We start from the raw sequence: 22,185 nt of genomic DNA, 5'->3' as shown, positions 1-22,185 counted from the left end.
GCACACCGTCCTATCGTATGCCGGACGAGACGGCAGCGACGGTCTGTCGATGGACGATCTGGTCGTCGCCTACGGCGGCAGCAGGTCGGCCCCCCGGCTGGAAGCCGCGGTCGGGGGTCCGATGCAGGTGAGGAAGGCAAGAGAGCCACTTTCCATAGCACGGACTTTGCGGCAATCGAAACGCCGCGTCAATTCGTCCTTCAACTTATCGTAGCCTGCCGGTCGGCCTTCGAGCCTGCCGAAGGCATCTCCTGACACATTTGCGGATTCCTCCCCTTTTCCGTTCGCCGTTTCCGGGGATTCTAACCACCGTTTCAAGCATTACTGCACGAATGCACGCATAAATTGATTTTCGTCAATTTTCATTGCGGCCGATTGGTGCAGGGTACCTCGGCCAGACTGTTCGCCGGTCACCCGGACCGGCCGCCGTTAACACCGGAGTATCGGATTCCTGGTTCCCGGCGCCGTGGGATCCATCACCACCGGAGAGGCTGTAATGATTCAGCCAGTCGACCTGCAGGATTTCTTCATCACGTTCTTCTCCGGCGCGATGATCATCATCGCGGGCGCGGCCTACGCCCTGCTGTTCGCCCTGTCCCGCGTCCATCGTATGCCCCGGCTGATGCCCTTCGCCTATCTTGCCTATGTCTTCCTTTTTATCTCGGTCCTGGTACTGGCCGAGGCTACGCATCTGTATGGTTTCTGGCGGATCCTGGTGGTCACCATGCTGCTGGGCTATCTGCTCGCGCCGCACGCGATCTGGCACCTGTGTGTGGGCACGCACGCTGCATTGGAAGAAGACGCAAACCCGAAATCTCCCATACCCGAAGACAACACGCATAGCGGCAGGAGGTCAGCATGAGCAGTGCGCCCTGGTGGTCCAGCGAGGAAATCTGGCGCAAGACCGCCTTCCTCGTGACGGCCCTGATGTTCATTATTCTGATATTTCTCACCTTCGACACCCTTGAGCAGATCTCGGCCGGCAGCGACCGGGTGCCGAACTACAGCGTGATCAACAAGCGCATCAGCTACAACTTCGACGCGGACCGCAATTTTCAGGTTCCGGTGATCGGCGACGCCGAGCCGCTGTTCGGTAAGGCGCTTTCTGACGAGGAAGCCGAGGCGCTCGTGACGCACGGCAAGAAGGTCATTCAGGGTCGCAATTGCATGAACTGCCACACCCTGCTCGGCAACGGCGCCTATTTTGCGCCCGACCTGACAAAGTCCTGGCTCGACGCGTCCTGGGGGAGTGCCGCGGCCCGAGAAGATCTCATGCTCATGTTTCTGATGGATCCGGAAACCAACGCGCGGACATTCGGTACCGGGCGTAAGATGCCCGACCTTGGGATTACCGAGGAAGAGGGCAGGGCCGTGATCGCCTTCCTCAAATGGATGGCGGCGATCGACACCAACGGGTTTCCCTACAACTTCAAGCCGATTCCCCAGGGAGGTGAATCATGAAGCCTGGCGTGAGCGAGATTTCCAACCTGAGCGGCGGCCAGCAGCTCGCACTGAAGTATTTCCTCGTCGCCGGCGTGCTGTTCGGCGCCCAGTTGTTCTTCGGGCTGCTGGCCGGTCTACAGTACCTGCGCCCGGAATTCCTCTACGGGATCCTGGATTTCAGCACCAACCGCATGGTCCACATCAACGCGATGGTGGTGTGGATGCTTTTCGGGTTCATTGGCTGCGCCTACTGGCTGATTGAGGACGAGAGCGGGATTCCGGTGGTGGGACTGAAGCTGGGAAACCTCATCTTCTGGGTCTTTACGACCGCGGTCGCGGTCGTGGTGGTGGTCTACCTCTTCGTTCAGATCGGCCCCGGGACCGATACGACCATCTGGTTCATCAACGAAGGCCGCGAGTATATCGAGGCCCCGAGGTGGGCGGATATCGGCATCGTGGTGTGCGTGCTCGTGTTCTTTTTCAATATCGCGGCCACCGCCCTGAAGGGCAGGACGACGGGGATCACCGGAGTCTTGATCCTGGACCTCATCGCACTGGCGGGCCTCTATCTGGCCGGCATGGTTTATTTCACCAACATCTCGATCGACCAGTACTGGTGGTGGTGGGTCATCCACCTCTGGGTGGAGGCGACCTGGGAGGTCCTGGTTGGCTGCATCATGGCCTGGGGGCTGATGACCACGCTCGGAGCGCGGCGCAAGATCGTCCAGACCTGGCTCTATATCGAAGTCGCCCTGATGTTCGGGTCGGGAATCCTCGGCCTCGGCCACCACTACTTCTGGATCGGCACACCCGAGTACTGGTTCAGCATCGGCGGGTTCTTCTCCGCGCTGGAGCCCATTCCCCTGGTCGCCATGGTGGTGCACGCCATCTACGATTCCGGGACGCACCGGTTCACGAACAGCAACCATCCGGCGCTGGGCTGGCTGATCGCCCATGCCTTCGGTAATTTTTTCGGCGCAGGGGTCTGGGGATTTATGCACACCCTGCCACAGATCAACCTCTTCACACACGGCACGCAGTGGACATCCTCGCACGGTCATCTCGCCTTTTTCGGGGCCTACGCGACCATCAATATCGCCTTCTTCTACCTGGCGGCGCAGAAACTGCGCGGTAACGTCTGGATGGCCGGTGAACTGGCGGGCAATGGCTGGCGGTGGAAGTGGTCCCTGGCCCTGCTCAATATCGGGGTTGTCGGCATGACCATGGCGTTGCTGATCTCCGGCTATGAGCAGTCCTTCGTCGAGCGCGCCATCGAGGGTTCGGGATGGGCAGGTTACTTCGCCGCGCAGAACCATCCCTGGTTCATCCAGGGCATGGTCTGGCGCATGGCCTTCGGCTGGATCACTCTGGCGGGTTACCTGCTGATGGTGTGGGATCTGTTGACGATCGGTGTGGGAGACAGCCGCGCCGCAATCGTACCAGGCGGCGGGGGTGATGCAGTGCTGGAGGAGGCAGGATCGGCGCCTGCAACCGCATAGACCGGTCGGCTTGCCGGCCGGGTGTGCGGGCTGTCGCGTCGGCTTGCCTGACAGTCCGCACGATCGCGCGCCACGAAGTGAGCCGAGGGCGTACGGACTGTGTCGATGATGCCCTGCTCGAAGTGGCAGGGCGCAAGTTGCGGAGCCAGGAGGTAGAATGTCGCTGTGTTTCCCGGTTAAGGGAGACGCCTCCGCGATGGCACGCGGTCGCGCCGGTTCGCCCGAGGTGGGAGGGTCAGGATGTTTCGCTTCGGGTGTCGCCAGGAGGTGTTTCCGGCGTGGAGGAAGGATTTGGGTACGGACTTCGAATGCTGCATCGGGCTCACCCATTTTGCCGGTAGGATCAACCCTCATCAAGGAGCAAAAACGATGAAAAAATCGATTGTGATGTATGCCGGGCTGGCCGTCAGCCTCATGGCGGGTCCTGTGCTTGCTGCCGATGCCGCGGCCGGGAAAGCGAAAGCCGCGCCCTGCGCTTCGTGTCATGGAGCGGAGGGAATCAGTACCAGCCCCGCCTATCCCAGCATTGCTGGCATGGACGCGGCGGCGTTCTCTGCCGCGATGCAGGAATACAAAAGTGGCGCACGCCCGAATCCGCTGATGCAGAGCTTCACGAAAAACCTGTCGGACGCCGATATCGAGAATCTCGCCGCCTACTACGCCAGCCTACCGGGCGCAAGTGAGTGAGCCGCCCACGGGCGGCCACGGCCGCCCGTGGGACCGAATCGCCTCGGAAAAACCCGAACCATGGCAACAACGGTCGCATTTCTCGGCCCAATCGGCCGTGCTGAGCGGTTTGGAGATCTCGGGTGCAACGGGGGCCAGGTTTGTAGGCCACCATGGAGGCAACCAGAGAGTCGTTGTGCTGACCCGCAATACCGGGATTGACGGAACCTCGGCGATGCCGGTCGTTCCGTGACAACCGGCGCACGGAGGCGATAACCTTTCGCTGGCCGCCAGGTCGGGTGGCGAGGGAGGCGCGGCCGCTTGATCTTCGGACTACCTGGGCTCTGGAACAGGAGATCGCAAACAGCATCGTCAGGAGCAACAATACGACGGGTTTCATCCGTATTCTGCAAATTGTGTCCTCATATGATGTGTCACTATACTACCTGATACTGAGACGACGCGAACCGGGTCGCCTGCTTGCCATTCGGTGTCCCGCGTGTAGGATATCGCCGCGTCGCCTACCCGCCGGGTAGTGACCCGGTTGCCGAGCCTCGCGGATCGGTCCCGTCAGAACACCCAAGCTGAACCAGGAGCTCTCTGAATGGATAATTTACTCGGACCGAAATCCGATCACTCCCGCAAGAGTGTATTTTCTGTGGCGTTGCTCGTGCCGCTGATTCTCGTGATGTCGGGCTGCACGCCAGAACAGGCCCCGCCCAAAGTGACCTATGCTGACGATGTCAAGCCGATCATCGAGGCGCGTTGTCTGGAGTGCCACGTGTCGGGCCAGGCGGGCGCTGAAGCCAGCGGATTCGTCGTTGATTCCTACGCCGGCCTGATGAAGGGTACGCGTCTCGGTGCGGTCATCGTTCCGGGTTCGGCCGCTTCGAGTACATTGTTTCGTCTCGTTTCCGGTGAGGCCGATCCCTCGATACAGATGCCGCACGGCAAGGAAACGCTGACCGACGAGGAGATCGAGACCATCAAGGTCTGGATCGATCAGGGCGCCAACGAGTATTGATCGCGCATCGGGTTTTCGGTTGCGGAGCAGTGGTAGGCGGGTCACCAACCAGCGCGGGCGGAAAGGTGTCGGGATCGACGCAGTTTCGTTCGTGCCCAGGTTTTTGGTCCGCGGGTTATGGAAATCCGCGCTTTTCCCAGTGTTCCCCCCCTGAAGTCGTGGAAAGATCCGTATCTTCATGAGCATCGTGGAGTTCTTGACCGATGATGTCGCTCCGAACCCGCTCCCTTCCAATCGATTTCTGCGGGTTCGGAGCCAATGTCGGTCCTGGGGTAGCTGAGTCTCAGGGGGAATCAGGTGTCCATTTGTTCGGCGTTACATCCATTTTCTTCATCGCCAGCGTGATCTTCAGCCACGCCTAGGAGCCTGTCGGATTTAGGCGATCGTAGCGAGCATGCTGGGAGAGCGAGACAAAAAGTTCACGATTTCGAGGCGCATAGTGGGCCTACGCAACGAGGAATCGGGGATTTTTTTGGCCGTTCTCCCATCAGCGCAGTAGATTGTTCCTAAAGCCGACAGGCTCCTAGGTTTGTCCGTCTGGTTCGAAGAGGTGGGTTACGGGATCCCCGAAGACTTTGAGCACACCGAAGGCCGCGCGCCGAACTACGGCGAGAACCCAGACAAATACGGATGAAGGGCGCGGGTGTCGGAGGGATGTCCCGTGCCATTCGGAAATCCTGCCCGGAGCAGCCGAACTGCGTTCCGGCGCGATCCGACGAATCGCCCTCCTTACCCTACGCGGCGGATGGTGTCGTCGCACTCGAATTGAAACTTGCACTGGCCTGGTGCGTCAAACCGTGTGAGCTTTTGCACAGGAATGTACGCCGGTCCTTGATCTGGATGATAATATTTGTTTATGCTTCGATATGATCTTGGTCGCCAGGGCGTTATAGTCCCCCCTCTCCCTAGTCCCCTTGATACAGGACGTCTCCAGCTGAACAGGAGTCGATGTGACCAGCAAGAACCCCCCGCCCGAGTTCCAGGAAGCAACCAATCCCCTGATGGCAAATCCGGACGCCCTGGATCGGTTCGTGCAGTGTTTCGAAAGGAGTGCGAGACGCTGGGAAATTGTCGTCTATCCCGCCATGTTTGCGTTCGTGCTGCTGGCCGCCTACGGATTCTTTCTTATCTACAGCCTGGCGGACGACATGCGTACGATGGCACAGAGCATCGATCCGAACATGTCGCGCAACATGCAACAGATCTCTCAGAGCATCGAGAACATGAACCGGACCATGAAGCAGGTTTCTGGCAACATGGATAGTATGAACAGCCACATGTCGGCAATGAACAAGAAAATGAACGCTCTGGAGCCGATGCGCGTCCATATGGCGAACATGGATCAGTCGATGCGCACGATGGTGGTGTCTACCGATCAAATGATGCGCTCGATGGGCAACATGACGCACCAGATCGGGCGTCCCATGTCGATCATGAACAGCTTCATGCCGTGACGCGGCGTATCGAATGCCGGTCACCTTCCCGTCACCGCCGGCACGGACCCCTCGCCCGGCGTTCTTCCGAGCGGTAACACGCCGGGTCGCGGTGTGACATCGCAACGGTGCCGGCGACCTTTTCTCCCTAGCGCATGCATCCGAATTCCTCGTTCGGGTTAGACTCCTTCGCCATGTATCTCCTGGTCAAGCACCTGCACGTGGCGACGGTAGTCGTCAGTGGTTCGCTGTTTCTGCTGCGGGGTCTGTGGATGACCGCCGATTCGCCGCGGCTGCGGCAATCCTGGGTGCGCGTCGTGCCGCACATCAATGACACGGTGCTGCTCGCCAGTGCCATCGCCCTGTGTGTGATGATCGGTCAGTATCCCTTCGTGCAGGGGTGGTTGACGGCGAAGGTCCTGTTGCTCGTGTTCTATATCGGGCTCGGTATGTTCGCCCTGCATTTCGGTAGGACCCGCAGGGTGCGTGTCATGGCGTGGCTGGCGGCACTACTGGTTTTCACCGGCATCGTTCTGATCGCGTCGAGCGGACACGCGATTTCCTTGCCCCCCGCGTGACCCGCGCCGTGCGGTCGCTGGACGAGGCGCGTCAGGGCCGGAACCGGTTTATCCTGGCGCAACGCCTGCCGACCGAGGGTCGGCGGTCGGCAGGCGTTGAGGCCGGGTGAGGGAGAGTGACCCATACGGGTGCGACGACTTCGGCGTAAATTGATTTTGATCAATTTGATGCACCGATTTTGGGCGTATATGGAAAAGTTGGATTTGTGATTCCCGACCGGCCGATTGCGGCATGACGCGTGCTGGCCTTAGTAACCCCGCTTCCTTGCCGACAGAATCTATCCCGGTCCGTTCCAACCGAAGGGTCGTCATTGCGTAATGAACTATTCCGGAATACTCGTCGTTTTCCCCCCGAATCGGACCGAGGCGGGGATCGCCGCCCTGAACGCACTCGACGGTGTGGAGGTTCACCACTCCGATCCCGCAACGGGGCGAATCGTCGCTGTGCAGGAATGCGCGCATATTCACGGCGAGGTGGACGGCCTGAAGCGGATCAAGAAACTGCCTGGGGTCATCCTCGCAGAGATGGTGTACCACCACTTCGAGGAGGACCCGACGCTGGTGGTGAAGATGCCGGCGGATCTTGAGGAACCAAGCGGGGAAGTCCCCGATTATCTCAAACAGACGGCGTCCTGACGCTCGCCGAAACCTGCCGGATCTTATCATCGGAATGCCCCAGAGGAGGTCGAAATGGAATTGACACGCCGTGATTTTCTGAAGTCCAGCATCGCCGCCACGACTGCCGCCACGGTCGGTCTGGAGGTCAGGGCGACCGCGCAGGCTGCTACCCAGGAGGTCGAGAAGGACTGGCAATGGGACAAGAGCGTCTGTCGTTTCTGTGGCACCGGCTGCGGCATCATGGTCGCCACCAAGCAGGGCAGGATCGTCGCGACCAAGGGTGATCCGGACGCGCCGGTCAATCGCGGTCTCAACTGCATCAAGGGATACTTCAACGGCAAGATCCAGTACGGCAAGGACCGTCTGACTCAACCGCTCATGAGAATGAAGGGTGGCAAGTTCGACAAGAATGGTGAGTTTCAGCCGGTCAGCTGGGAACGCGCCTTCGACGAGATGGAGACACAACTGCGTAAGACGTACAAAGCGCTCGGGCCGACGGGGATCGCGATATTCGGTTCGGGGCAGTACACCGTTCAGGAAGGTTACGCCTCGGCCAAGCTGATGAAGGGCGGGTTCCGCAGCAACAACATCGATCCCAACGCGCGGCACTGCATGGCATCGGCCGTCGCGGGATTCATCCAGACCTTCGGGATCGACGAACCCGCGGGCAACTACGACGATATCGAACACACCGACGCCGCCATTCTCTGGGGGGCGAACATGGCGGAGATGCATCCCATCCTGTGGGCGCGCGTCTCGGACCGGCGCCTCTCGAACGACGACGTCAGGATCGTCAACCTGTCCACGTATCGTAACCGTTGTTCGGACATCGCGGACCTCGAGATCATCTTCAAGCCCAATACCGATCTCGCCATTCAGAACTACATCGCCCGGGAGATCGTCAAGCGGGATGCCGTCGACCACGATTTCGTCAAGGCGCACTGCGTGTTCGCCACGGGTCCCTACGACATCGGCTACGGGATGCGTCCCACGGACGCGTATGCGTTTCCGGCCGAAAAGGATATCCAGGCCAAACAGCTCGAGGTGACACTCGACGAGTGGGAGGCCGTGGCGCAGCGCCGGAAGGCCGGCGAGGTCGTGGAACAGAACAACGCCAAGACCGCCGGTAAGCACTGGTTGATCACCTTCGAGGAATTCAAGCGCGGGGTGGAACCCTACTCGCTGGATTTCGTTGCCGAACTTTCCAAGGGTGATCCCGACGAGTCCCTGGAGGACTACAAGGAGAAGCTGAAGCAGCTTGCCGACATCTACATCGATCCCAAGCGCAAGGTCGTCTCTTACTGGACCATGGGGTTCAACCAGCACCAGCGCGGGACCTGGGTCAACGAGCAGTGCTATATGAACCACCTGTTGCTGGGTAAGCAATGCCAACCGGGCAACGGTGGCTTTTCGCTGACCGGTCAGCCCTCGGCCTGCGGCACCGCGCGTGAGGTCGGTACCTTCGCCCACCGTCTGCCGGCGGACATGGTGGTGTTCAATCCCAAGCACCGGGCATTCGCGGAGAAGACCTGGAACATGCCGACCGGCACCGTCAACCCGAAGGTCGGCAGCCACTTCACCAAGATCATGCGCGACCTGGAGGACGGCAAGATTAAGTGGGCCTGGATTCAGGTAAACAATCCCTGGCAGAACACGGCCAATGCCAACCACTGGCTCAAGGCGGCGCGCGAACTCGATAATTTCATCGTCTGTTCCGAGGCTTATCCCGGGATCTCGGCCAAGGTCTCCGACCTGATCCTGCCGACTGCGATGATCTTCGAGAAATGGGGCGCTTACGGAAATGCCGAGCGTCGTACCCAGTTCTGGCGCGAACAGGTGCCGCCTCCCGGGGAGGCGAAGGCAGACATCTGGCAGGTGCTGGAGTTCTCCAAGCGCTTCAAGCTGAAGGACGTCTGGGGAGAGCATGACATCCCCGGTCTCAAGGCGGAAGGCTTCGCTGACGGCAAGCTTCCGGATATAAGCAAGCAGGCCAAGGAGATGGATTATACCGGCGAGGAGACGCTCTACGAGGTCCTGTTCGCGACACCGGCCAACCGCAAGGTGGCCTGGCCAGACCCGGTCGCCAAGGGCCACGCTAACCACGTGGCGGAACTCATCGGCGAAGGGTGGTTTCCGGAAAAGGCGCTGTTCGAGGAGTATGCGCAGTTCGGGCGGGGACACATGCATGATCTGGCCGAATTCGATGTCTACTACGAAGACCGGGTTCGGGGCCTCAAGTGGCCCGTCATCAAGGACGAGAAGACGGGTGAGTGGAGGGAGACCCAGTGGCGTTTCAACGCCGAATACGACACCTACGTTAAGGAGGGCGACTTCCAGTTCTACGGCCCCGCTTTGAAGGCGCTGCCAAGCGGCGACCTGGACAAGATCACCAACAAGGAAAAGACCAACCTTGCCGGCAAGGCAAAGATCTTCTTCAGGCCCTACGCCGCACCCGTGGAGCAGCCGGACGGGAATTACGATCTGTGGTTGACCACCGGTCGGGTGCTGGAGCACTGGCACAGCGGCACCATGACGCGCCGTGTGCCGGAATTGCATCGGGCGGTTCCGGCGGCGCTGCTCTACATGCACCCGAAGGATGCGAAGGATCGCGGCCTGAAGCGCAACGACCTCGCCGCCATCGAATCGCGGCGCGGTAAGATCCTGGCGCGGGTCGAGACCCAGGGCCGAAACGGCATGCCTCGCGGGACGGTATTCGTTCCCTGGTTCGATGAAGGGGTGTTCATCAACAAGCTGACCCTGGACGCGACCTGTCCCATCTCCAAGGAGGAGGACTTCAAGAAGTGCGCCGTCAAGGTGCTTAAGGCCTGACGGTTTTTGACGGCACGGGCCGTACCTGCGCGGGGTCGCGCGTGTACGGCCTCGATGCCCGGAGCGCTCTCGGTGGGCAACAACGCGAATTCCGCGCGACGCGCGTTTCTGACCAAGCTGACACAGCGTGCGGCGATGGCGGCGACGGGCGGGTTGGTCTGGGGGTACCTGCTGAAACAGCAGGCCCGGGCCGCGTATAACGTGATCCGTCCCCCCGGGGCCCGCGAGGCGTCTGATTTCTACGCCAAGTGCATCAAGTGCGGTCGCTGCGTTCGCGACTGCCCCTATGACACCCTGACGCTCGCCAGGGCTGGAGACCGTGTGCCGATCGGCACGCCGTATTTCACGCCGCGCGACATTCCCTGCTACATGTGTCCGGACATCCCGTGCAAGGTTGCATGCCCGACCGGGGCACTGGATCCGGCGCTGGAGAATATCAACGATTCGCGCATGGGACTCGCCGTCATCGATATCGAGAACTGCCTTTCCTGGCAAGGGCTGCGCTGCGAGATCTGTTTTCGGGACTGCCCGTTGCAGGGCAGCGCGATCACCGTCGAAGCGGTCCCGAGGAAGCTCAGCAAGCACGCGATGTTCGTCCCCCTCGTGAACAGCGATCACTGCACCGGTTGCGGGATCTGCGAGAAGGCGTGTCCCACCGACAAGGCCGCGATCCGGGTGGTGTTGCCAGAGCTGGTTCAGGGCGAGATCGGCGAGCACTACCGTCTGGGGTGGAAGCGGAAGGACAGCATCACGCAGGAGTTCCGGCCCTGGCGGGGAGACACCGGGGAGGAGGGCGCGGAACCGGGGGGCCTGGACTACCTCAACCAGGGTAACGGACCTTGAGCAATCCTACGACGCTGGAAGGAACAAGACTGGGTCCGAATGGCCGACCCGTCCGCCTGTTCGAGATGCCGAAGCGTATCGGCGGGAAGCTTTTCGTCTGGCGTTACCTGATCCTTCGCAGGATTACGCAGGTGACGGTGTTGCTGCTGTTCTTCGGGACGGCTCACTGGGGCTGGACCTTGCTCGGTCAGCCGCTGCTGCTCGGAAATCTCAGTGCATCCGAATTGTTGGGCACCATCCCCCTGGCCGACCCGTTTGCCTCCCTGCAGATACTGGCCACCGGTCAGTCTCTGAGATACGAGGTGCTGATCGGTGCGGCCATCATCGTGTTGTTCTATGGCGTGGTCGGAGGCCGGGTGTGGTGTTCCTGGGTCTGTCCCGTGAACATGGTGACGGACCTGGCGAGCTGGGTGCGCAAGCACCTCGGCATCCCGAACGCGGTGACCCTGGGGCGCGGCATACGATACTGGGTGCTCGGCCTCGCCTTCGTGCTTTCGGCCCTGACGGGTGTCGCGGCCTTCGAGTGGGTGAGCCCCATCAGTATGTTCCACAGGGAGCTGATCTTCGGCGCCGGACTCGGTTGGATGGCGGTATTGGGGGTGTTCGTGTTCGACCTGGTGGTCCTGAAGGATGGCTGGTGTGGCCATCTGTGTCCGCTGGGCGCTTTCTACGGCCTGCTGGGACAGACAGCGTTGCTGAGAGTCGGATTCGATACCCCGACCTGCACACATTGCGGCGAGTGCGCCCGCGTGTGTCCGGAGCCCCAGGTGCTGAATCTCAGGAAGGCCAGCGAGGCTGGAATGGTCCGATCGGGGGAATGCACCAACTGTGGACGGTGTATCCCGATCTGCCCCGAGGGCACGCTGAAGTTCGCCGGGAGATTCCGTATCAATGATCAGAACGAGATGTCCGATGCCGACACAATCCAGAGGAGAAGCCCATGATACCCGCGAAGTCTTGGTTATACGTCCTGGCCGGTGTGTCCCTGGTGTCGTTCAGCCAGGTATCCGGTCAGGGAATCCCCGCCGACGATATGGGCCTCAGCAAGACCAGTGTCTTCGCGGATCCTGCGCCGGAGGCGTACAAGTATCCACAGGGCATGCCGGGTACGACTCCTGACCTGCCTGTCTCCTTCCCCGGCGCGCCGCCTCAGATCCCGCACAACATCGAGGCGTTTGTACCGGTAACGGCAAGCAATAATCAGTGCAAGACCTGTCATGACAATCCAGCCATGTGGGGCAAGGCACCGCAGAAGGGCGTGGCTACACCGATGCCGCAGTCGCACTACGTGGATCCGGCGTACGGCAAGGCGCAGGCGGGCCTGCCAGGGAAAGAAGAAAAGACGCTTTCGGCCAGCCGCTTCAACTGCACGCAGTGCCACGCGCCGCAGGCCGAAACCAAGCCGCTGGTAGGCAACTCCTTCGAGACCGCCAAGTAGGTCGGTAACTACGGGTGGACGTCGCGAGACGAGGGTTCCTCAGCGGGCGTTTTCTGACGCGTGAAGGGCGTGAGGACCTCATTCGTCATACGCACGAACTGGGGCCGCCGCCTCCCTGGCACCGGGATCGTCTCGGTCCGGAGACGTGCGGCGACTGCAGCGCGCCGTGCCGCTCGGCATGCCCGGAAGACGTGATTCGGATACACGCCCCCGATCACGCCCTGGCGGGCACGCCGTACCTGAGCTTCGACGGAGCGGGCTGTACCTACTGCGGTGATTGTGCCCGGGCTTGCCCGATCGAAGGACTGGATCCGGACAGTTCGAGACCGCCGGACATTGGCGCCGCATCGCTGGATTCAGGACAATGTCTTGCATGGAACCGTGTCATCTGCATGTCCTGTGGTCACGCTTGCGGACAGCGCGCCATCCGGTTCGACCGGCGCAGCAGGCCATCGATCGATGCATCGCGCTGCAACGGGTGCGGGCGATGTGTCGGCGTTTGTCCTGGCCACGCGATCGAGGTGGTCTGGTCGGTCACCGCAGATGAGGAACGGCTGACAGAAATCGCCTAAGGTGCGCACCCCCGAAGTGGGTAGGTAACTACACCAATTGCCCGGACTCCTTTGATCAGACATGATTTTATTCGATCATCCTCCTCCTGATTCCTCCGCGGTCCCTGCAAAGATCGCGGAGGCTTTTCTTTGCAGGGTTTCGAAGCGAATCGGCCGGCTCCGGTTTTGACAGGACTGGAGTTGATCCAGATCAATTTACGTCGCGGCCCATGTAGACAATAATATTAGCGCTAGCTGATGGGCTTTTCGGCATCGCGTTTTCGCCGTCGACTCGGTGGTACACGGGGAGGTGCCACCCACGGCTGGGGGGGTGACTGTCTAGTAGGGCAAGGGTTTACCTGCGATGACGGTGACACCGTATTTCGATAAAGCAAGAGTAAGCGAGGTTAATCGTATGAAGAAGGTCTACAGCATGGTTGCGGCCGCGGCACTCGCCGGTTCCGCCGCGATGGTTCCCACCCAGGATGCCCAGGCATGGTGGGGTAACGGCTGGGGCGGCGGCCCCTGGTACGGTGGTGGTCCCTATGGTTGGGGCGGCCCCTGGGGTTATGGTGGTTATCCCGGCTATGGCTGGGGTGGCTATCCGGGCTATGGCTGGGGTGGCTATCCGGGCTATGGCTGGGGTGGTGGCGGCCCCTGGGGTTGGGGTGGATATCCCGGCTACGGTTGGGGCGGCTATCCTGCCTACACCGCACCCGCTCCCACAGCACCGGCAACCTCCGCCGCGAAGTAATCTACGTCCGGCAAAGGGAAGAAGGGGCGGGTACCACCCGCCCCTTCTTCGTTGTTCCAGATGGAACACCCCTGGTTCCGAACCCTGCCGGACGATTTCCGATCGAATCAGCCACACTCCTCATTTCGAGGGTACTGTGCCACCCGTAGTGTGATCGATCACCAGGTTTATCCAGGCAGATCCAGTACTTATCTTGACTCGAGATGATCGGAGCGTATTCTTAGAGGCATCCGGCACCGGACAGAGACGCCGGCCAGACCGTTCCATTCATGCTTCACATGGCGGATGTATGCGATTGAAGTAAAAGGAATTCCGGTTGCGATCTCAAATGGATTGATTGGTAACATCGGACGTTAGCATGCGGTTATTGCGATTTGACATCTGGACGGTTCTACCGCCCCTGCTCTCAATTCTGGTCCTTTCCGGCTGCGGCGTCGTCGACAGCGCGGGCGAGGGTATCAACGAGGCCCCGAGCGTCAGCATCCCAGATATCGGCCCCTCTTCGGATACGGGAGGAGGGGGCGGTGATGGTGGCTCGGGTGGGGAGCCTGGAGCCGATCCGAACGCCCTGCGGGCACGCGAGCAGGACAGGGTCACCCTGTCCGGCGCTGTGGTCGATGACTTCAACCGTGTCGATCAGGTGAAGTGGGAACAGGAGTTTCCCGCCAGCCGTGCCTCCGGCATTTCCAGTCTGAAGATCGACCTGCAGGATGCAGACCAGATCGACGCCTGGTTCATTGCACCCCCGGTCGAGGAACCGACGATCGTCAGGTTCCGTTTTACCGCGATCGACAATTTCGGTACCCAGGGGTCGGCGGAGGTCGACGTCGTCATTCTGTCGATCGCCGTTGCCGATGCGCGCTCGGTCGCGGAGGACAGTTCGGCCAACACGCTCGATGTGTTGTCGAACGACAACGCGGCGGCGTCATCGAGCGAATTGAGGATAGTCAGTGCCGGTACCGCGGGGCACGGTACCGTCTCAGTTCAGGGTTCGGGCGCGGGTAATACCCTGAACTATGTTCCGGATGCGGACTACGAGGGCATCGATAATTTCGAGTACACGGTGATCGATGCCGAGGGCAAGGCCGATACCGCCAAGGTCCAAGTCATAGTCACCCACGGCGGTGATTCCCCGGTCCTGACCAATCCGGGTACACAGGGCAGCGCCGCCGGCGAGCCCATCCAGCCGCCCCTACAGATCAAGGTGTCCGACGTCGATCCCGGCGAGACCTTCCGCTTCGCGGCATCGAACCTGCCGCCCAACCTGGCGATCAACCCGGGCAGCGGTACGATCACGGGTACGACTATCGATCCCGGAAATTACGCGGTCACGGTCACGGTCACGGACTCGGATGGGCTGACAGCCTCCACCGCATTCAACTGGGGCGTATCCAACAATCCGCCGACGGCGGTCCCGGATACGAACGTGGTTACCGAGGACGCCGTCTCCGAAACGGTTACCGGAAACCTTCGCGTCAACGACTTCGACGGTGAGGACGCGAACGCTCTGCTGCTCATTACGGAAGTCGCGGGCAGTTCGACACCGGGGCAGGTCAACGGGATCTACGGTACGCTGGTGTGGGCGGCCGACGGCAGCTACAGCTATTCGCTGGACAATGCGCGAGTCGCGACCGACCGGCTCACGGCGGCGGACACGGTGACAGACGTATTCAACTATCTGGTCAGGGATACCGACGGCGGTGCGGGCAATTCCACGCTGACGGTCACCGTAAATGGCGCGAATGACGCTCCCCGGGCGGTTGCAGACGCGTTCACTGTCTCGGAAGACAGCACGAACAACCTGCTCGGCGTCCTGGCGAACGACGTCGATCCCGACCTCGGGGACGCGCGTGAAGTGGTTTCGCTCAGCACCCCATCCCGGGGTGGGACCGTGAAGCTGAGTGCTCCGGGCGCCGACAACGCCGTCATCTACACGCCGGACCCCGATTTCTTCGGTAAAGAGACGTTCACCTACACGATGCGGGACACCGCGGGTGAGACCTCGACCGCACAGGTCACCGTGACCGTTTCCAATGTAAACGACCTGCCGGTAACCGAGGACCTTAGCTTCGAGATCGACGAGGACGAGACGCTCGGGGAGACACTGAGCGGTACCGACCCGGACGACGATCCCCTGGAATTCAGTATCGTTTCGCAGGGAAGTCTGGGTAGGGCGGAGGTTCTGAATACCGCTACCGGCAGATTCCGTTACGTGCCCGATCCCGGGAAATCCGGTGGGGATCGCTTCACCTACAAGGTGAACGACGGCACCGACGATTCGAACACCTCGACGGTTTCCATCACCATTCTCGCCGTGAACGACGCGCCGGTCGCCAGCGACTCATCGTTCAGTACACCTCAGGGTGCGACCTTCAGTGGTTCCCTTACGGCCAGCGACAGCGATGGTGATAATGTCACTTTCAGCCTTATCGACCAGGGTGCCAAGGGGACGGCAGTCATCGACTCGCAGACGGGTGAATTCAGTTACACGCCGGGTATCGGGCAGACCGGATCGGACAGTTTCAAGTTCAACGCCAGAGACGGGGAACTGGTATCGAACACGGCGACCGTCAGCGTGACGATCACGAACGTGAACGATCCTCCCGTTGCAAACGACGACGCCTTTACGACCAACGAAGACACGCTGTTGAATGGCAACTTGAGCGCCTTCGACGCCGACGGAGATCCGCTGATCTATTCCATCGTCAGAAATTCCGGCAAGGGATTGGCGACGATTACGAACGCCTCCAGCGGCGCCTTCCGTTACGTTCCCGCCAGCGATGCGAACGGCTCCGACAGTTTCAGCTTCCGCGTCTCGGATGGCATACTCGACTCGAATACCGCCACGGTTTCGATTTCGATCACGTCGGTCAACGACGCCCCGGTCGCGGAGGACCTGAGTGTCGACACGCAGGAAAACAAGACCGTAAGCGGTACGCTGACGGGGAGCGACGTGGATGGCGACTCGCTCAGCTACAGTGTCGTGACGGACGGGACCAGGGGGAACGCGACGGTCACCTCCACGGGCGCCTTCAGCTATACGCCCAATGCGGGTGTCAGTGGCAGCGACAGCTTCACCTATCGTGTCAACGATGGAGCGGCGAACTCGAATGTCGCCACGGTCACAGTCAATATCGCCGCCGTGAACGAGAAGCCGCGTCTGGATGTTTCCCTTCCCGACCAGAACGCGACCGAGGACACGGCGTTCAGCTTCGCCTTCGCGGCTAACGCCTTCAGCGACCCGGACGGGGACACCCTGTCCTATTCGGCAACGCAGACGAACGGTTCGCCACTGCCCGGCTGGCTGAATTTCAGTGGACCTTCCCGGTCCTTTACCGGTACGCCCGGGGAGGGGGACGCCGGCTCCGTCCAGGTGCGGGTGACCGCAAGCGACCCCTCCGGCGAATCGGCATCCGACACCTTCTCGATCTCGGTGACGGCGGTCAACGACGCGCCCACCAGCAGCGGGATTGGAGATGTCGATGTCGACGAGGGGACGGCCGATACCACGGTCGATCTGACCGTCTCGTTCGACGATGAGGAAGACGGGGCAGGTGGATTGAATTACAGCGTACAGTCGAATTCCAACCCGGCGCTGTTCTCCAGCGTCGTTGTCAGCGGCGGCTCCCTGACCCTGACATACGCCACGGGCCAGACGGGTTCCTCGGACCTGACGATCCGGGCTACCGACAGTGGATCGCCCGGCCTCTCCGTCGAGACAGGCTTTACCGTAACCGTCAATCCCGCTGGCGGTGTGGCGAGTCTCGCGTTCTCCCTGGAGCCTCCCGGGCAATGCTGGACCACGCCCCGTGACGTGGTGCTGCGTTCGAGCCTGGCCGAGGGTCAGGATCCCCAGAAAGCGGTCTACGCACTGGTGACCGACGGAGCCAGAGGTTCGGTGGCGATCACCGATCCGGCTGCCGGGGCCTTCGAGTATGTTGCGAACCCTGGGATTCAGGCAGGGGAAGACAGCTTTACCTATTCGGTCGAGGATCCGGCGGGTGGTGTGGAAACGCGTTCGGCGACTGTGGTCGTGCAACAGGCGGTCATGGCGCTCGGTGACGAGATTTCCGAGGGCGTTTCGGACGCCGAACTCCAGTTACCGACCGTTGGGGAGCGTGTCGGCTATCGTGGCCCGCTGGCCCTGGCGCTGTCGAGTGCGGGGTACGAGGTGGATTTCGTTGGAGCACTCGAGGCGGGAGGCTCGGTGCCCGGTACCGATCCAGACCACGAGGGGCACGTTGGGGCGACGGCCTACGATGTCGCATTCGGAAGCCCCGATGCCAGTGGTGGTGTCTATGCCTGGCTCGAGGCGAATCCGGCCGATGTCGTGTTGCTGCACGTCGGAACACACGGTCTGAACACCAGCCCGGCGGATGTCGGTGCTATCCTGGACGAGATCGATCGTTGGGAGGCCAGCGAGGGCGGACACCCGGTCTCCGTTCTGCTGGCGCGAATCATCGATCAGGTCCCCGCACATCCGGATGTTGCCTTGTTCAACGACAGCATCGCCGCGTTGGCGGTTGCCAGGAAGACCGATCCGAAGAATCTGGCTTATCCGGACGATGTCACCGTGGTGAACCTGAACGGCGCATTGAATTACCCGCAGGATATCGAAGACGGGATTCACCCCGACCAGGCGGGTTACGCCAAGATGGCGGATGTCTGGTTCGTTGCTCTGACCCAGGGGCAGACGGCGGTGCTCGATAAGTGCCCCTGATCAATACGCGCGAATCGGGAAGGCCCGGCGGGAATCCGCCGTTTCCCGTGACATGAGAAAAACACCAGGGATCTGGATCGACCGGGGAAGGGACGCTCCCTTGAGATAGGTGAGTTGTAGGATGGATGCGAGAGAGGCATTGAGTCTCGTACGAGGCATTGTGTTCATTTCCCTGATCTCCGTGTCGGGATGCAGCGTCGTCGACGATGCCGGGGAGGGAGTCAACCAGCCCCCCGAGATTACTGATCAATCGGCGCAGATTACCGCCCGCGAACATGCCAGGGTCAACCTGACCAGCGAGGTCACTGACGATTTCGACAACATCGACAGTTACCGGTGGGTGCAGCTGGAGGGGGTAGATGGTCGCATCGGAGGCGTATCCGAGATCGATCCCAGGGGTATCCGGGTCGCTCTTCAGGATGCCGACAAGTCTTCCGCCTGGTTCATCGCGCCCGCCGTGGAAGCGCCGACGATCCTGGAATTCCAGTTGACGGTGACCGACAACTTCGGACAGTCAGGGTCAGGGGTGACGAGGGTCCGGATCGACTCCATCGCAATGGCCGATGAGTTCACTGTTTTGGAGGACAGCGCCGGCGATCTGTTGAAGGTCCTGGAAAACGATCTCGACGCGAACCCGGGCGCAAGCTACGAGATCATCGATGTCGGTCCTTCCAACCGCGACGGCGAGGTCAGCATCTCGGGGGCCGGACCGGGAAATCTGCTCAGCTATCGACCGGCGTCGAATTTCGAGGGCTTGGACACCTTCACCTACACCCTGCTCACCGGGCAGGGCCTCAAGGACACCGCGACGGTCCGTGTGACGGTCACGCACGTCAACGATCCTCCTTCACTGACCGATCCGGGCAACCAGGGGGCGACCGTGAGACATGCGATCGCGCCGGTCACCCTCAAGGCGACCGATCCGGATCCCGGTGAGGTATTGCAGTACTCCGCTGAGGGCCTTCCCCCAGGTCTGGCGATCAATCCCGCAACGGGAACGATATCCGGCGTTCCCTCTCTGCAGGGGGAATTTCCCGTGATCGCCAGGGTGACCGACAGTGAAGGGCTGTCGGATACCAGGCCTATGACCTGGATGGTCGGTGTCAATGCGCCGATCGCCGGTCCGGACCGCAATACGATCGCCGAGGACGGGCCGGTCCTGTCGGTGTCCGGTAACCTGGTACTGAACGACACCGATGTCGAGGATGCGCCGGACCTTTTGACCGTCGTCGAGGTGGGCGGCGTGTCCGACCCCGGAGTGGTTGCGGGCGAATACGGCGATCTGCAGTGGAAGGCCAGCGGTGACTACGTTTACACGATCGACAACGACCGTTCTGCCACCAACTCCCTCGCCCAGGGCGCCCAGGCGCAGGAGGAGTTCTCCTACCTGGTGAGCGATACCGACGGAGCACTGGGAAGCGCCTCGCTTGAGATCATCGTGACCGGCGCCAATGACAGGCCCGATGCGAGAGACGACACCTATACCGTCGCCGAAGACGGCAAGGAGGCCCTGGATATCCTCGACAACGACAGGGACCCCGATGAGGGTGACAGTCCCAGGCTCGCAAGTCATGACGACCGAACCGAGAAGGGGGGAAGGGTCGATCAATCGGGAAGCGGCACATCGGCGAGACTCGTCTATCGACCGAAGGGTGGGTTCCACGGCACCGATACCTTTAGCTACTCGGTTCAAGACGAGTCGGGTGAAAGGGACTCGGCTAAGGTGACCGTCACGGTGTTCGCGGTCAACGACCCGCCGCGGATCACCAGTAGTCCGCCCAAAAGTGCCCAAGCGGGCAAGACATACCAGTACAAGATATCCGCGACCGACCCCGACGGTGACGATGACAAGCTGAGCTTCAGCGCGCCGACAAAACCCAGGTGGTTGTCCCTCAGCGATCAGGGCGGCGGCAAGGCGACGCTGTCCGGCACCCCGGGAGCGGGCGATGTTGGAAAGAACGACGTCACCATCGAGGTGTTCGACGGGAAGGATTCGGACACTCAGCGCTTTGGAATCGCGGTGTCCCCGGCTCCGAAGCCAAAACCGCAGCCGCAACCGCAGCCGCAGCCGCAGCCGCAACCGCAACCGCAACCGCAACCGCAACCGCACCCGCAGCCGCAGCCGCAGCCGCAGCCGCAGCCGCAACCGCAACCGCAACCGCAACCGCAACCGCAGCCGCAGTCTCCGTTCAATGGAAATAACGGCAACGGCAACGGCAACGGCAACGGCAACGGCAACGGCAATGGAAACCTTGCCGCGGGGTTTAACGGCCTGACCTTTGACGCCAGGACGCTTTCCGTCGCGCCGGGCCAATGCTGGAACGTCGCCAAGGGCCAGGTGTTGCGGGCCTCGCTCGCCGAAGGTCAACCGGCTTCGGGCACGCAGTACCTGTTGTCTTCCGACGCCCGCAAAGGGTCCGTCATGGTGACGGACCCCGAGACCGGGGCCTTCGAGTACGTGCCGAACCCCACCGGACCCGGAGGAAGGGACAGCTTTACCTACACGGTGCAGTCCGTCGCGACCGGGAACCAGATTCGGGAAGGGACGGTCGTGGTCAATCAGCGGATCATGCCCCTGGGCGACGAGATCACCGAAGGGCTCGTCAACGCGGCGACGGGACTACCCGAAGTGCCCTGGCGGATCGGTTATCGCCGGTCGTTGTACCAGCGGCTGGTCGAGGCCGGCTATCGCGTGGACTTCGTCGGGTCCGGAAGGTCCGGTGAGGCAGTCACCGGTTTCGACCCGGACCACGAGGCCCATGCGAACGCCACTGCTGAGGAGATCGCCCATGGCGGTCCGGTGACCGGATCGGGTGGTGTCTATCCCTGGTTGCAGGCGCATCCCGCGGACGTCATCCTGCTGTACGCGGGAACGCACGGATTGAGCGCCGGTGCCGGCGGGGTGGGGTCCGTGCTCGATGCGATCGATCGCTGGGAGCGTAGTCCCGAAGGGCATCCGTTGACGGTGCTAGTGGCCAGCATCATGGATCGGTCCCCATCGCATCCGGACGTGAAGGCCTTCAACACCAGTCTCGCTGCCCTGGTCCGCGCCAGGTCGACGGATCCCTCCCATCCCGCCTATCCGGACAGGGTGGTCCTGGTCGATCAGCATGCGGCACTCAACGCCGCAGATCCCAGGGCGGATGGCATTCATCCGCTCCAGACGGGCTACGACGCCATGGCGGATATCTGGTTCGACGCATTGACGCGCGACGGGACGGGGATCCTCGAGAAGTGTCCATGATCTGCGGTGCGAACCGCCGGTCGCGGGTTGCTTCAGGTGAGAATTCCCGGAGACTTGGGATTGAAGCACGTTGTCCGGCCGGCATCGTCTGCGATGGGGCTATTGCTAAATATTAGCGATTTATCAAATAGTGAAGTAACCTGTTGTTTGATCTGACTCCCCGCGAATTCCTGCTGGATCTACGGAAAGTCTGCCGAATTGCGATAGAGAGGGCTCTCATTTGTAATGTACGGTTTTTTACGCGCCGCGATGATTCCGGCAACCACGCTTGCGTGGATCCTGGTAGTCGCCGGCTGTGGTGTCGTAGACAATGCTGGTGAGGGGGTAAACCAACCACCCGTCGTCGATGCCGGCCAGCAGAGGGTCAACGAAAACACCGAGGTTCTTCTCCGTAGTTCGGTCAGCGACGACTTCGAGCAGATCCAGGTCTATCTGTGGGAGCAGCTCAGCGGTCCCGCGGTTGCCCTCATGGACGCCGACAAGGAAGTCGCGCGATTCGATGCCCCCGAGTTGACCGTGCAGGAATCCCCGCTCGAATTGTCCTT

Annotated in this window: 17 protein-coding genes; all 17 read left to right on the top strand. The window is 61.3% G+C overall.

From position 1 onward, the window contains the following. The first annotated feature begins 496 nt into the window (after nucleotides 1-496). Complete coding sequence (locus LJE91_02810) at nucleotides 497-862, top strand: hypothetical protein (GenBank protein MCG6867680.1); 366 nt, start codon at nucleotides 497-499, stop codon at nucleotides 860-862. Next, entirely contained in the window at nucleotides 859-1,461 is a 603-nt protein-coding gene (locus LJE91_02805; GenBank protein MCG6867679.1) for a cytochrome c, read from the top strand. The genes LJE91_02810 and LJE91_02805 overlap by 4 nt, the downstream gene beginning before the upstream one ends. Then, on the top strand, nucleotides 1,458-2,942 hold the full coding sequence (locus tag LJE91_02800; GenBank protein MCG6867678.1) for a cbb3-type cytochrome c oxidase subunit I: 1,485 nt from the start codon (nucleotides 1,458-1,460) through the stop codon (nucleotides 2,940-2,942). Before LJE91_02805 ends, LJE91_02800 begins: the two co-directional genes overlap by 4 nt. Nucleotides 2,943-3,311: 369 nt before the next feature. Further along, nucleotides 3,312-3,629 carry a c-type cytochrome gene (locus LJE91_02795; protein ID MCG6867677.1) on the top strand — a complete coding sequence of 106 codons (318 nt, stop codon included), beginning with the start codon at nucleotides 3,312-3,314 and terminating at the stop codon, nucleotides 3,627-3,629. Nucleotides 3,630-4,212: 583 nt separating this feature from the next. Next, nucleotides 4,213-4,632, top strand: coding sequence for a hypothetical protein (locus LJE91_02790; GenBank protein MCG6867676.1), 420 nt, complete (start codon nucleotides 4,213-4,215; stop codon nucleotides 4,630-4,632). Nucleotides 4,633-5,582: 950 nt separating this feature from the next. Next, nucleotides 5,583-6,086, top strand: a complete 504-nt coding sequence (locus LJE91_02785) for an SNF7 family protein (protein MCG6867675.1) — start codon at nucleotides 5,583-5,585, stop codon at nucleotides 6,084-6,086. A 173-nt stretch (nucleotides 6,087-6,259) separates the two neighbouring features. Continuing rightward, nucleotides 6,260-6,643, top strand: coding sequence for a SirB2 family protein (locus LJE91_02780; protein ID MCG6867674.1), 384 nt, complete (start codon nucleotides 6,260-6,262; stop codon nucleotides 6,641-6,643). 318 nt (nucleotides 6,644-6,961) lie between these two features. Then, nucleotides 6,962-7,279 carry a chaperone NapD gene (locus tag LJE91_02775; GenBank protein ID MCG6867673.1) on the top strand — a complete coding sequence of 106 codons (318 nt, stop codon included), beginning with the start codon at nucleotides 6,962-6,964 and terminating at the stop codon, nucleotides 7,277-7,279. A gap of 54 nt (nucleotides 7,280-7,333) precedes the next feature. Beyond that, entirely contained in the window at nucleotides 7,334-10,090 is a 2,757-nt protein-coding gene (napA, locus tag LJE91_02770; GenBank protein MCG6867672.1) for a nitrate reductase catalytic subunit NapA, read from the top strand. 54 nt (nucleotides 10,091-10,144) lie between these two features. After that, nucleotides 10,145-10,933, top strand: coding sequence for a ferredoxin-type protein NapG (napG, locus tag LJE91_02765; protein ID MCG6867671.1), 789 nt, complete (start codon nucleotides 10,145-10,147; stop codon nucleotides 10,931-10,933). Beyond that, on the top strand, nucleotides 10,930-11,877 hold the full coding sequence (napH, locus tag LJE91_02760) for a quinol dehydrogenase ferredoxin subunit NapH (protein MCG6867670.1): 948 nt from the start codon (nucleotides 10,930-10,932) through the stop codon (nucleotides 11,875-11,877). Before napG ends, napH begins: the two co-directional genes overlap by 4 nt. Next, entirely contained in the window at nucleotides 11,874-12,371 is a 498-nt protein-coding gene (locus LJE91_02755; GenBank protein MCG6867669.1) for a nitrate reductase cytochrome c-type subunit, read from the top strand. Before napH ends, LJE91_02755 begins: the two co-directional genes overlap by 4 nt. A gap of 14 nt (nucleotides 12,372-12,385) precedes the next feature. Further along, a complete protein-coding gene (locus tag LJE91_02750; protein MCG6867668.1) occupies nucleotides 12,386-12,943 on the top strand; it encodes a 4Fe-4S dicluster domain-containing protein in 558 nt (185 codons plus the stop codon). 394 nt (nucleotides 12,944-13,337) lie between these two features. Continuing rightward, nucleotides 13,338-13,676: a hypothetical protein gene (locus LJE91_02745; GenBank protein ID MCG6867667.1), complete on the top strand. Its 339-nt coding sequence runs from the start codon at nucleotides 13,338-13,340 to the stop codon at nucleotides 13,674-13,676. A 367-nt stretch (nucleotides 13,677-14,043) separates the two neighbouring features. Continuing rightward, on the top strand, nucleotides 14,044-18,396 hold the full coding sequence (locus tag LJE91_02740; protein ID MCG6867666.1) for an Ig-like domain-containing protein: 4,353 nt from the start codon (nucleotides 14,044-14,046) through the stop codon (nucleotides 18,394-18,396). A gap of 139 nt (nucleotides 18,397-18,535) precedes the next feature. Next, on the top strand, nucleotides 18,536-21,640 hold the full coding sequence (locus tag LJE91_02735) for an Ig-like domain-containing protein (GenBank protein ID MCG6867665.1): 3,105 nt from the start codon (nucleotides 18,536-18,538) through the stop codon (nucleotides 21,638-21,640). A gap of 249 nt (nucleotides 21,641-21,889) precedes the next feature. Then, the coding region (locus tag LJE91_02730; GenBank protein MCG6867664.1) for a hypothetical protein at nucleotides 21,890-22,185 on the top strand (296 nt) is incomplete at its 3' end.

Source organism: Gammaproteobacteria bacterium (assembly GCA_022340215.1).
In the GTDB taxonomy this organism is placed as follows: domain Bacteria; phylum Pseudomonadota; class Gammaproteobacteria; order JAJDOJ01; family JAJDOJ01; genus JAJDOJ01.
The sequence above is the reverse complement of the archived record's forward strand: the minus strand, read 5'-3'. Positions and strand labels throughout refer to the sequence as shown.

Excerpts from the sequence above, each read along its gene's own strand:
- LJE91_02810 (MCG6867680.1), top strand. The coding sequence starts at position 497 with ATGATTCAGCCAGTCGACCTGCAGGATTTCTTCATCACGTTCTTCTCC.
- LJE91_02805 (MCG6867679.1), top strand. The coding sequence starts at position 859 with ATGAGCAGTGCGCCCTGGTGGTCCAGCGAGGAAATCTGGCGCAAGACC.
- LJE91_02800 (MCG6867678.1), top strand. The coding sequence starts at position 1,458 with ATGAAGCCTGGCGTGAGCGAGATTTCCAACCTGAGCGGCGGCCAGCAG.
- LJE91_02795 (MCG6867677.1), top strand. The coding sequence starts at position 3,312 with ATGAAAAAATCGATTGTGATGTATGCCGGGCTGGCCGTCAGCCTCATG.
- LJE91_02790 (MCG6867676.1), top strand. The coding sequence starts at position 4,213 with ATGGATAATTTACTCGGACCGAAATCCGATCACTCCCGCAAGAGTGTA.
- LJE91_02780 (MCG6867674.1), top strand. The coding sequence starts at position 6,260 with ATGTATCTCCTGGTCAAGCACCTGCACGTGGCGACGGTAGTCGTCAGT.
- LJE91_02775 (MCG6867673.1), top strand. The coding sequence starts at position 6,962 with ATGAACTATTCCGGAATACTCGTCGTTTTCCCCCCGAATCGGACCGAG.
- napA (MCG6867672.1), top strand. The coding sequence starts at position 7,334 with ATGGAATTGACACGCCGTGATTTTCTGAAGTCCAGCATCGCCGCCACG.
- napG (MCG6867671.1), top strand. The coding sequence starts at position 10,145 with ATGCCCGGAGCGCTCTCGGTGGGCAACAACGCGAATTCCGCGCGACGC.
- LJE91_02755 (MCG6867669.1), top strand. The coding sequence starts at position 11,874 with ATGATACCCGCGAAGTCTTGGTTATACGTCCTGGCCGGTGTGTCCCTG.
- LJE91_02745 (MCG6867667.1), top strand. The coding sequence starts at position 13,338 with ATGAAGAAGGTCTACAGCATGGTTGCGGCCGCGGCACTCGCCGGTTCC.